This is a genomic window from Streptomyces sp. NPDC025793 (genome assembly GCF_055558375.1).
Genome location: NZ_JBVHMR010000061.1, coordinates 20379 through 30243, shown reverse-complemented (window position 1 = coordinate 30243; position 9865 = coordinate 20379). Strand labels below are relative to the sequence as shown.

Here is a 9865-nt window from a genome sequence, read left to right as displayed (position 1 = left end):
CACGAGAAGGGCGAGGACGGCGTGAAGGTCAAGAACGGAGTCATCGCCAGCTTCCGCGTGGTCTGCGACCACGACGACCGCGGTGACCGCGGTGACCGCGGTGAGGGCGGCGAAGGCGGCTGGGGCGGCGAGGGCGGCGAGGGCGGCTGGGACTGACCCCGAAGCCGAGCAGCCCCATACAGGGCCCCGGCCCGCCGCAATCGGGCCGGGGTACTCCCATCTTATTGTCCGACAACCCACGCGCCATGCGCGCACCACCGGCCCGGACACCAGACATCACACCCCTGGTGCCCGGGCCGACGCTCTTTCCCTTGTTGGTCGATCCACCTGGGGATATCCGTCCCGAACGCTTCCCGCGGGCACATCTGACCGCGCCCTCGCCAAACGTTTTCCCTCCCGGCGTTTCCACCGCCCCGAACGGGTGAGAAATCGTGCTGGCGGAACGGAAGAGGACGTATGCACGGACACGGGCGCAGGCGGCCCATCACCGCCCGTACGATGATCGCGTGACAGCCCGCCGCGCCCTCGGCGCCGGTCCCCAGGCCCCGCAGAACATCCGCGCCGCCCAGGCCGACCTCCTCGACACACTCCCCGGGATCCGCCTGCCCGACCTCGACCAGCTACGGGCCCGCGGAGCCCTCGGCACTCACCCGGCGGCACCCCCGGCATCCCGACGGACCCTCGGCACCGGCGGCCGCGCCAACGCGCACGTCAGCGACCCCATCCATCCTCAGCACCCCACCAGCAAAAACTCCCCGCCCTGACATGCCGTCACTGACACCCACCCACTGACATCAAACCGGCACATCGCAGCTCAGCCCGCACACCCGTACCGGGCAATGGCATCGGCTACGTTGTGCGAAGACCCGGCCCCCGCGTGCTAGGAGCCCTTCGACACGACCACGCTTTGCGACGCGATCGATCGCAGGTTGAGGCCCCGCAGCGCCGGGATCGACGCCAGCCCCCATGCGACCGTGGCGAGGCCGGCTGCTACCTGCCGGGCGGACCCGGGCGTGCCTGACCACACCATGACGATGGCGGCGGCACCCCACACGACCCAGGTCGTCCGAGCCCCAAAGCCGCCGAACAGGAAGCTCATCAGCAGCAACACCGAGCCGCTGGTGACCCACAGCAGATGCAGCGCGGTGACGGGAAGCGGCAACCCGGCGGAGTGCGCGGTCAGGTAGGCATGGACGGGCTCGTCGATCGTTGCAACCACGCCGTGCCAGTGCCACCCACTCGGCGTGGTTATGCGTGACTGTTCCCACCTACGAAGCCAGCTGTTGTTGGCACGATGGCCCCATGGAGAAATGCGAGGACAGCGAAACGCCGTCTGCACACGGCACCTTGAGGGTGCGGTTGTCCGCCGATCCGGGTGTGGAGACGGAGACGCATCTGGTGTCGCTGCGAGATTGGCTGGCCGCGGAAGAGGCGCTGCGCGGTCGGGTGGAGCTGCTGGCCCGGACGCCGCAGCCGGGGCAGATGGGGGCCGCGCTGGACGTGCTGGCGGTGGCGCTGGGCTCCGGCGGAGCGGGAGCTGTTCTGGCCCGTTCCTTGTCGACCTGGCTGGTGCAACGCCGTGCAGACGTCACCGTGCACGTGAGCCGCAGCGATGGGCGGGAGGTCACCGTGGAGGTCCGCCGGACAAGCGATCCGCAGGCGGTGATCGGTGCCCTCGGGCAGCTGCTGGAAGGCGGGCAGGAGTGAGGCAGAGCGCGCCGCGTTTCCCTGACGGTGCCGCTTCCCGGGCGGTCCTCATCGGGTGCGGCGACTTTGACGACATTGATCTGCCCGCGATTCCCGCCGTGGAGGCCAACCTCGCGGACCTTCGCTCCGCGCTCACGGATCAGCCACATGGAATCCTGCCTCCGGAACACTGCCGGGTGCTGGCCGATCCGGCCGATCACCGCAGCGTCGGCATGGCACTTGCCCAAGCCGCCCGCGAGGCGGAGGACCTGCTGCTCGTCTACTACACCGGACACGGACTGCTGGACGAGGACGGGCTGCTCCACCTCGCCCTGTCCTCCACGGACCCTGCTCATGTCGGCTTCACCGGTGTCCCGGCCGACCTGATCAAGCGCTACCTCGGCCGGGCCCGGGCACGACTGCGGATCCTGGTGCTCGACTGCTGCTTCTCCGGCCGCGCGGTGACCACCATGACCGAATCAGGCAGCCTGCTGTCGGCTCAACTCGACATGAGCGGCACCTACACCCTCACCTCCACCACGGCCACCGCACCCTCCCACGCACCACCCGGGCAGCGTCACACCGCCTTCACCGCCGCCCTGCTGGACGCTTTGAACCAGCCGGAACCGCTCACCCTGGACGGCATCCACCAGCACATCGACACCGTGCTACAAGGAATGGGGCTGCCGCGCCCGCAGCGGCGCTCCGTCAACGCCGCCGGCGACCTCGCCCTCGCCCGTGGCCCCGTCCAGCCGCAGGCAGGGCCGCAGACCGGCAATGAGGGAGAGATCCGCTTCCGGCAGCAGCCGCCCGACCCGCCGGCCAATCGCCTCCGCGACACGGTCCTGTACGTCCTGATGCTCGCTGTGCTCGTCGCGATGGGCGTGCTGTTTAAGGGGTGGTTCGCGACCTTGATCACCGCTGCCGGTATAGCCCTCTTCGTCGGTCTGATCGCCCTGCTGCTCTTGCTTCGAAGAGATGTCCACTACGACCTTGTCGTCAACAGCGACGGGTTGGGCACCGAGCACGGGACGCATTCAGCTCACGTACCGTGGAAGGACGTCGAGTGCGTGGGCGTGCTGCGCAGGGCGCCAGGGACTCTAGTGGTCCCCAATGTCCTCATCGTGCGCCTGAAGGCCGACGCGCCGCGCCCACCAGGGTTCCACAAGAAGCTCAACCAACGTCTCCCGGACCGACGCTACGTCATCGCGGGAATGCTGGGTACCTACGGCGCCGACCCCATGCGCCTGCGCTCGGCGATCGAACACTTCGCCGGCGGCATCTACCGCACCGACCAACAGCTACTGGAGATGGACCCACGGCTGCGCTAAGAGGCCGCGCAGATAGGCGTGGCATAGCATCCCGGCAGCGGGGCAGGCAGAGGTCTTAGCAATCATGGAGTGGCGACGCTCCGTGATTGTTGAGCTGAGGACCTGTGCCTGTACTGCCATCATGGCTGACCGAACCACTCTGGGACCAATTCGCGGCCCTGCTGCCCGAGCGTCCGGTCTATGATGCGGATCACTCCCTGAGGTGTCATCGGCCCCGCATCAGCGACCGGATCATCTTCGAAAAGATGCTCCAACTCCTGCGCTTCGGCTGCTCCTACCAGGCGATCGCTGACACGACCTGCTCGGCCACCACGATCCGCAATCGCCGCGACGAGTGGATCCGAGTCGGAGTCTTCGCCCGGTTCAAGCAAATCGCGCTGGAGTCCTATGACCGGATCGTCGGTCTGGCCCTGGACGAGATTGCCGTCGACGCCTCGATCACCAAGGCCCCCGGCGGCGGCGAGGCCGCCGGACGCTTCCCCGGTCGACCGTGGCAGGCAAGGATTGAAACGCTCAGGTATGACGGACGGTTACGGAATCCCCCTGGGTCGGGTCCTGTCCGGGGCGAACCGACACGACTCGCCGCTGCTCGCCTCGACCCTGGACCGCCTGGCGGACCTGGGGCCACTGCCCGAGCACATCACCGTGAACCTGGACTGGCTACGACTGCGCGCCGACCCGCGCCCTGCTGGACGAGCGCGGACTGCACGGCCGCATCGCGCACAAGGGAGGGAAGGCGCCCATCCAAGCGAGCCGACGGTGGCAGGTCGAACGCACCCACGCCTGGCAGAACGCCTTCCAGCGACTCGGCCGCTGCTACGAATGCCGCACCACCGTGATCGATGCCCTTTTTCGACCTCGCCGACACGGTCATCACCGTCCGCAGCCTGATTCGACGCGCCTGGACAACGCACCGATGGGACGAACGCCCCAACCGCCGACCATGACCGCACGCCTGCACGTGCGCGGCCTGCAACCCATCTGGCGGCAGCGGGCTTGTCGGCCGGTGCCTGGTCCGGATCGACGGCTGGCTCCGGGCGGGCTTCAGAGCTGGTCGTAGATGGCGGCGAGCTGCCGTAGGACATTGGTCGCGGTGCCCAGGGCAGTGGTGTCGTGGTGTGCGAGTGCGGCGTCGAGTGCCTGGGTCAGGGCGGCCTGGCGTTCGTGGTGGCGGCTTCGGCCCGCGTCGGTGAGGGCGACCAGCACCGATCGCTTGTCGTCGGCGGGGCGTTCGCGGGTGACGTAGCCGGCGGCGGCGAGGCCGTTGACCAGTTGGGTGGTGGCGGCGCCGGTGGTTTCGGTGGCGGCGGCGAGCCGGCCGATCGGCAGCGGGCCCGCCTCGGCCAGCACCCGCAGGGCGCGGGCATGGGTGAGGGAGAGCGCGCCGGGGGTGCGGGTGGCACGTCCGCGCAGGCGGGAGTCGGCGGCGCTGAGGCTGTAGGCGGCGCGGGCGAGTTGGTCGAGGGCCGCATCGCGGGTGGTCTCGGGCATCGGTGGGTCTCCGTGTCGCTGACGGCGGGCGGGTTGACAACCAGCTTAGCCTAAGTACTTAATAAATAAGTACTTAGGCGTTTCCCGAACGGGACGTCTACCACTCCCCTTCACCTGAGGACACCTGTCATGACTGTTCGTTCGACCGGCCAGAGCTGGGCCCTGGACATCGCCCTCGCCCAGGGCGGCTTCGACGCCCTGCACCCCCAGGCCAAAGGCACCCTGGAGCAGCTGGGCCACGACCACACCGACTTCGACAAGGTCTTCGACCTGGTCCAGAGCGGCGTGATGCTGCCCAAGGCCTGGGCCACCATCGCCGGGCAGGCCGAGGAGCGCGCCGCCCACCACGAGCGCGGCGGCTTCGCCCAGACCGCCGCCGACCTCTACGTGCGCGCCTCCGTGATGTGGGGCCGCGCGCAGTACTCGATCTTCGACGCCACCGACCCGCGCAAGCTAGCCTTCCGCGAGCACGCCAACCACTGCGTCGAGCGCCTGGGCGCACTGCGCGACAACCGGCTGCGCCGCGTCGTCCTCGACTTCGAGGGCAAGCAGATCTTCGCCCTCCTCCACCTGCCCGCCGGCGAGGTCCGCAACGCCCCCGCGGTGATCCTCGGCCCCGGGATGGACATGATCAAGGAGGACTACATCTACGCGGCCGAGCGGTACTACACCTCGCGCGGCATCGTGGCCCTGTCCATCGAGGGCCCGGGCCAGGGCGAGAGCCGGGCCAACGGGCTGACCGTCGACCTCACCAACTACGAGCGCGCCATCAGCCGCTACATAGACCACCTGGCCTCGCTCCCGGAGGTCGACCCGGCCCGGATCGCCATGTTCGGCATCTCCATGAGCGGCTACTGGGGCTCGCGCGCCGCCGCCACCGACCCGCGCCTGGCCGCGCTGGCCGCCTTCGAGGCCGTCACCGGCGACTTCACCACCATCTTCGAGCGCGCCCAGCCCACCTTCAAGAACAACTACATGTTCATGGCCGGCTACACCGACGAGGACGCCTTCGACACCGAGCTGGTCGCCCGCATGCCGCTGGGCGACCTGGTCCAGGAAATCACCTGCCCGGTCCTCTACGGCATCGGCGAGTTCGACGAACTCACCGTGCTCGAGCAGGCCCTGGCCAACTACGAGCGCGTCCGCGCACCCAAGGAGATGCGAGTCTACGAGAACGAGTTCCACCCGCTGGGCGGCACCGCCGCCGAGGCCTTCCGCTTCGGCGCCGAGTGGGTCGAACGCGCCCTGAACGGCGAGTTCGCCGAGCCCGGCCGCGACGTGCGCCACTACGTCCACAGCGACGGCCGCACCACCGACGGCACCGCCAACCCCACCTGGTGGCTCGGCACCACCCCCACCCAGATCACCACCGCCAGCCAGGCATAACGCCACGGCATCGATGAAACGTTCACCGGCAGGAGAGAGGGCCGACAAGCACAGGTCTCCACGGCAGTCACGGACTGTCACAACCCCGTGATCGCCGGGACCTGCTGCCCGCCTTCCTGGCAGGGCGCCCCTCCCTGCCTATATGTGCAACCTCTAACACCGTGTCCTACATGGTCAGTTGATCGTTAGCCGGATCATGGGGAGTGGGCGGTGGGGATGGATCGTGCCGGAGGGACTGTGGGAGATCGTGAGGCCTTTGCTGCCGCCTGCGCGGGTACGGCCGCAGGGCGGCGGGGTGGCCAATATCGATGACGAGGCAGTGTTCGCGGCCATCGTCTACGTCCTGGTCAGCGGTTGTGCCTGGCCTGCTCTGCCGCCCTGTTTTGGAGCGTCGAAGTCGACTGTGCATCGTCGGTTCCTGATCTGGTCGAGGGCCGGTGTCTGGGGACGGCTGCACCAGAAGGTGCTCGAGATGCTCGCCGGCCAGGGCCTGATCGACCTGTCTCGAGCGGTACTCGACTCCGCTCACGTCCGCGCCAAAAAAGGGGCGAACTTGCAGGTCCGTCGCCCGTGGACCGAGGCAAGCCAGGTTCCAAGATGCACGTCCTGTCGGACGCGAACGGACTGCCACTACGCGTCGGACTCTCTGCGGCCAACACCCATGACAGCCTCGGACTGAAGCCGGGTCGCGGCGCGGTCCGCGCCGGCGCCGTCCCCCAGGACGTGCAGCTTGCTGCCCTTCTTGCCCCGGTCGACCGGATTGCGGCCGGTCAGCGGTCCCCCCTTTTCGCGCGGACCGAGGCCGCATCCACGATCACTGTCAGGCCAATTCGGAGCCGGGTCAGAGCCCCGGCCGTGCGCGGATACGTACTGACAGGTATGGAACCGATCCCGAGAAACGCACGTGTCCGAACCGGCCTCGCCGACATCGCCGTGGCGCGCGTTGACGATGACGATGACACTGTCTTCGCCTTCCAGGCCGCGATCGCCCGAACCTGGGGAACCGCGACCGCCGAGCACACACCTCACGGAACGTCGGCCAGCCTGGTGTGGCGGCTGCGGATGTACACCGACCTGTGACAGGTCCTCGAAGGGGCCACCTCGCCGGAGCGAGCACCCGCCACGGAGTAGGACGTGGCCCGCCACCACGGGGGGAGGTGACGGACCCGCCTGCACACACAGTGCCACACCAAGGCAGGTCGGCGGCGGTCCTGCGGGTGAACTCGACCTTCCGGAAAAACAACTTGGCTCGTTCGCCGCAGCGACGCAGGCGGTGCCGAGCAGGGCAGGGATGGCCGCGTACAGGCGGATTCGGTCCCGGTCGGGTGACGTCGCGTCATCACGTCGGCGGCCAGAAGCAGGCCCCGACGTACCGAAGGCCCAGCAGCCCCTCAGCGCGTTCTTGACGCTCCGTGGCCCTTGTACGGCGCATTCGGAGCTTCGGGCCGAAGGCGCGACTGACGGGTGCCCTGCCGCCGAGCGGCTCGGGTGTCAGTGGCCAGTTGCAATGGTTCTGATCCACTCTCTGTGGACCTGTGACTGAGCGTCACATCGTCCAGGGGGCACCGACGGAAGTCCTCTGCCAGGATTGATTCCGCGGTTGGCTCCGCCTTGCAGCCTCACCGAGAGGTTCCCCAAGTGGCAGCTACGGTCAGCTCGCCGCCGATCGCATACAGGTACGCGGCCTGGCCCGCCGCTCGGTATCGAAGACGAAGAGCATTCGGATGCTCACCGTCCCACCGCTACGCGGACGCAGCTCCCGCATGTTCCGGTAGCGGCTCTTCTCGATCGCGCCGACCGTCGGGCGGCGGAGCACCGGACGAGCCAGCGCATCATACCAGCGCGGGCTACATCGTGATGGCCGATCCGGAGGGAGACGAGTTCTGCTGGGACTGAAGGACGGGGAACTTCACGCCGGTGAGGTCTTCGGAGACGGCCCACAGCCGCTGTTGGGCGGCGAGCTCGTACGACTCCGGGCTGGAGGCGACCAGTCGGGGGTGGCCCTTGACCTCGTTGCGCCCGCCGGGACCGTAGTACTGGCCGCCGAGCGCGCCGGGGTCGGTGGCGGCGCGCAGGGTCGGCAGCGCGCCCATCGCCGGCGTCTGGGTGATCAGCGGCGCGAGCCAGATGAGCGGAAGCCGGAGGGCCGCGGGGGTGTTGCGGGCGAGCTCAGTGCTGGACATACCGGGGTGCGCGGCCACCGCGACGGTGGTGTCGTGCGCGGCGAGCCGGCGCTGCAGCTCGTACGTGAACATCAGGTTGGCCAGCTTGGACTGACCGTAGGCGGCGGCCCGGCTGTACGACCGCTCCCACTGCAGGTCGTCGAAGTGGATCGCGGCCCGGATGCGGTGGCCGGTGCTGCTGACCGTCACCACGCGCGAGCCGGGCACCGGCAGCATCAGGTCCAGCAGCAGCCCGGTGAGCGCGAAGTGGCCGAGGTGGTTGGTGCCGAACTGCATCTCGAAGCCGTCGGCGGTGGTCTGCTTCGGGGTGTACATCACGCCGGCGTTGTTGATCAGCAGGTCGAGCCGGTCGAGCCGGGACCGCAGCGCCGCCGCCGCGGTCCGCACGGAGTCGAGCGAGGTCAGGTCCAGCGCCTGCACGGTCACGTCGCCGGTCATGCGGGCCGCGGCCCGCTCGCCCTTCTCGACGTTGCGCACGGCGAGCACCACGGACGCCCCGTGCTCGGCGAGCGCCTTGGCGGTCTCGTACCCCAGTCCGGTGTTGGCCCCGGTCACCACGGCCACCCGCCCGCGCTGGTCCGGAATGTTCGCTGTCGTCCACTTCTCGCCCATGTCAGGCCCCCAGCTAGATAACGTACCGAAGGTATCTTGCATCGTCGACATTAAAGTACCTCCGGTATGTTGTCAACGTACCGAAGGTACCTAATCTAGACTGGCGATCGTGACTTTCCAGCGGGCGCGGACTGAAGAGCAGCGGGAGATCCGTCGACGGGCGATCCTCGACATGGCGTCGGCGATGCTCGACGAGATGCCTGTGGCCGCGGTCACCCTGAACGAGCTCAGCCGCCGGGTAGGCCTGGCGAAGCCGAACGTGCTGCGCTACTTCGAGTCCCGCGAGGCGGTGCTGCTGGAGCTGCTTGACCGCTATCTACGGGAGTGGCTGACGGAACTGGCAGGGGAGTTGGCGGCCGGCATCGACGAAGACCTCCCCATGCCCGAGCGAGCGGCAGCGGTGGCCGAGATCCTCAGTCGCTCGCTGTCCGGCCGAACGGTGCTGTGCGAGCTCTTCGGCGCACAGGGCAGCGTCCTGGAACACAATGTCTCCGTCGAGGTCGTAGCACGCTACAAGCGCGCCTCCCTGGACCGCCTGACAACCATGACCGCCCTGATCCGGAAGTACCTGCCGGAGCTGGGTGAGAACGCAACACTGTTCAGCCTGCAGACCATGGTCATGGCCGGCGCGCTGTCGGCGTACAGCACGCCCCCACCCAGCCTGCAGGCGGCCTACGAGGCCCAGCCCGACCTGGCACGCTTCCACTTGGATCTGAAGGACTACTTGAAGCAGGCCCTGACCGCAACACTCCTGGGCGTGCTACCCCGCCGCTGACCGGCGTTGCACTGAACAGGCCGAAACCTCTGTACCTCTCGCGCTCGGACGGTGGAGAGGCCGGGGTGCCCAAGCTCGGGCCGCCGTCCCCGACCCCGGCACCCGACGCATCCGCGGCATCGCCGCCCAGACCCTCCGGCTGGCCTTTCAACTCGCCCATGCCAGCCGCCGCAAGATCGACCTGGCTCGCCGCCATCCCGCCCGACGGACACCCACCCCGCCGACGGCCCACCCGTCGCCGAGCGACGGGACCTCTCGGCAGCCAGACCCCCACGGGCCATGTCACCAGCCAGTGAGAGCTCACACAGACAGGAAAACCAAACCGCCGACAGTCCCGGCGCCCCCACGGCCGCGGGCCGACCAGACGCGCGCCCGCACCACCGAATCCCCCTGAGCCGTCA

At 68.7% G+C, this 9865-nt stretch carries 9 protein-coding genes and 3 pseudogenes; 8 read left to right on the top strand and 4 right to left on the bottom strand.

All coding sequences use genetic code 11. From position 1 onward, the window contains the following. Window positions 1–506 precede the first annotated feature (506 nt). A complete protein-coding gene (locus ACZ4MF_RS44525; RefSeq protein ID WP_467499543.1) occupies window positions 507–764 on the top strand; it encodes a hypothetical protein in 258 nt (85 codons plus the stop codon). A 116-nt stretch (window positions 765–880) separates the two neighbouring features. Here the strand turns inward: ACZ4MF_RS44525 and ACZ4MF_RS44520 are convergent, their stop codons facing one another. Continuing rightward, a complete protein-coding gene (locus ACZ4MF_RS44520) occupies window positions 881–1219 on the bottom strand; it encodes a hypothetical protein (RefSeq protein WP_467499541.1) in 339 nt (112 codons plus the stop codon). Between the two features lie 83 nt (window positions 1220–1302). Here ACZ4MF_RS44520 and ACZ4MF_RS44515 point away from each other — a divergent pair, with 83 nt between their 5' ends. The 3 genes and pseudogenes from ACZ4MF_RS44515 to ACZ4MF_RS44505 all read left to right on the top strand — a co-directional run bounded on the left by ACZ4MF_RS44515 (window position 1303) and on the right by ACZ4MF_RS44505 (window position 3964). Further along, complete coding sequence (locus ACZ4MF_RS44515) at window positions 1303–1707, top strand: effector-associated constant component EACC1 (RefSeq protein WP_467499539.1); 405 nt, start codon at window positions 1303–1305, stop codon at window positions 1705–1707. Next, window positions 1704–3017, top strand: a complete 1314-nt coding sequence (locus ACZ4MF_RS44510) for a caspase family protein (RefSeq protein WP_467499537.1) — start codon at window positions 1704–1706, stop codon at window positions 3015–3017. The genes ACZ4MF_RS44515 and ACZ4MF_RS44510 overlap by 4 nt, the downstream gene beginning before the upstream one ends. A gap of 104 nt (window positions 3018–3121) precedes the next feature. Beyond that, a pseudogene (locus ACZ4MF_RS44505) lies at window positions 3122–3964 on the top strand (IS5 family transposase). A gap of 97 nt (window positions 3965–4061) precedes the next feature. Here the strand turns inward: ACZ4MF_RS44505 and ACZ4MF_RS44500 are convergent. Continuing rightward, window positions 4062–4508 carry a MarR family winged helix-turn-helix transcriptional regulator gene (locus ACZ4MF_RS44500; RefSeq protein WP_467499535.1) on the bottom strand — a complete coding sequence of 149 codons (447 nt, stop codon included), beginning with the start codon at window positions 4506–4508 and terminating at the stop codon, window positions 4062–4064. A 129-nt stretch (window positions 4509–4637) separates the two neighbouring features. Here ACZ4MF_RS44500 and ACZ4MF_RS44495 point away from each other — a divergent pair, with 129 nt between their 5' ends. Together ACZ4MF_RS44495 and ACZ4MF_RS44490 are read left to right on the top strand one after the other, a co-directional pair. Continuing rightward, on the top strand, window positions 4638–5894 hold the full coding sequence (locus tag ACZ4MF_RS44495) for an alpha/beta hydrolase (protein ID WP_467499533.1): 1257 nt from the start codon (window positions 4638–4640) through the stop codon (window positions 5892–5894). A 196-nt stretch (window positions 5895–6090) separates the two neighbouring features. Continuing rightward, window positions 6091–6578: pseudogene (locus ACZ4MF_RS44490) on the top strand (IS5 family transposase); the annotation flags it as partial. Between the two features lie 18 nt (window positions 6579–6596). Here ACZ4MF_RS44490 and ACZ4MF_RS44485 read toward each other — a convergent pair. Then, window positions 6597–6712, bottom strand: a pseudogene (locus ACZ4MF_RS44485) (IS5/IS1182 family transposase); the annotation flags it as partial. Window positions 6713–6773: 61 nt separating this feature from the next. Between ACZ4MF_RS44485 and ACZ4MF_RS44480 the strand changes: the two are divergent. After that, entirely contained in the window at window positions 6774–6974 is a 201-nt protein-coding gene (locus ACZ4MF_RS44480) for a DUF6207 family protein (RefSeq protein WP_467499531.1), read from the top strand. Between the two features lie 767 nt (window positions 6975–7741). Here ACZ4MF_RS44480 and ACZ4MF_RS44475 read toward each other — a convergent pair. Next, window positions 7742–8689 (bottom strand): SDR family NAD(P)-dependent oxidoreductase, encoded by a 948-nt coding sequence (locus ACZ4MF_RS44475; RefSeq protein WP_467499529.1) that lies wholly within the window; start codon window positions 8687–8689, stop codon window positions 7742–7744. A 109-nt stretch (window positions 8690–8798) separates the two neighbouring features. Between ACZ4MF_RS44475 and ACZ4MF_RS44470 the strand changes: the two genes are divergently transcribed. Beyond that, the gene (locus ACZ4MF_RS44470) at window positions 8799–9464 is read left to right on the top strand and encodes a TetR/AcrR family transcriptional regulator (protein WP_467499527.1); all 666 of its coding nucleotides are present in this window, start codon (window positions 8799–8801) and stop codon (window positions 9462–9464) included. Window positions 9465–9865 lie beyond the last annotated feature (401 nt).

Bases quoted from the DNA above. Each gene is read 5' to 3' on its own strand.
- ACZ4MF_RS44480 (WP_467499531.1), top strand. From the start codon at position 6,774: ATGGAACCGATCCCGAGAAACGCACGTGTCCGAACCGGCCTCGCCGAC.
- ACZ4MF_RS44475 (WP_467499529.1), bottom strand. From the start codon at position 8,689: ATGGGCGAGAAGTGGACGACAGCGAACATTCCGGACCAGCGCGGGCGG.
- ACZ4MF_RS44495 (WP_467499533.1), top strand. From the start codon at position 4,638: ATGACTGTTCGTTCGACCGGCCAGAGCTGGGCCCTGGACATCGCCCTC.
- ACZ4MF_RS44515 (WP_467499539.1), top strand. From the start codon at position 1,303: ATGGAGAAATGCGAGGACAGCGAAACGCCGTCTGCACACGGCACCTTG.
- ACZ4MF_RS44500 (WP_467499535.1), bottom strand. From the start codon at position 4,508: ATGCCCGAGACCACCCGCGATGCGGCCCTCGACCAACTCGCCCGCGCC.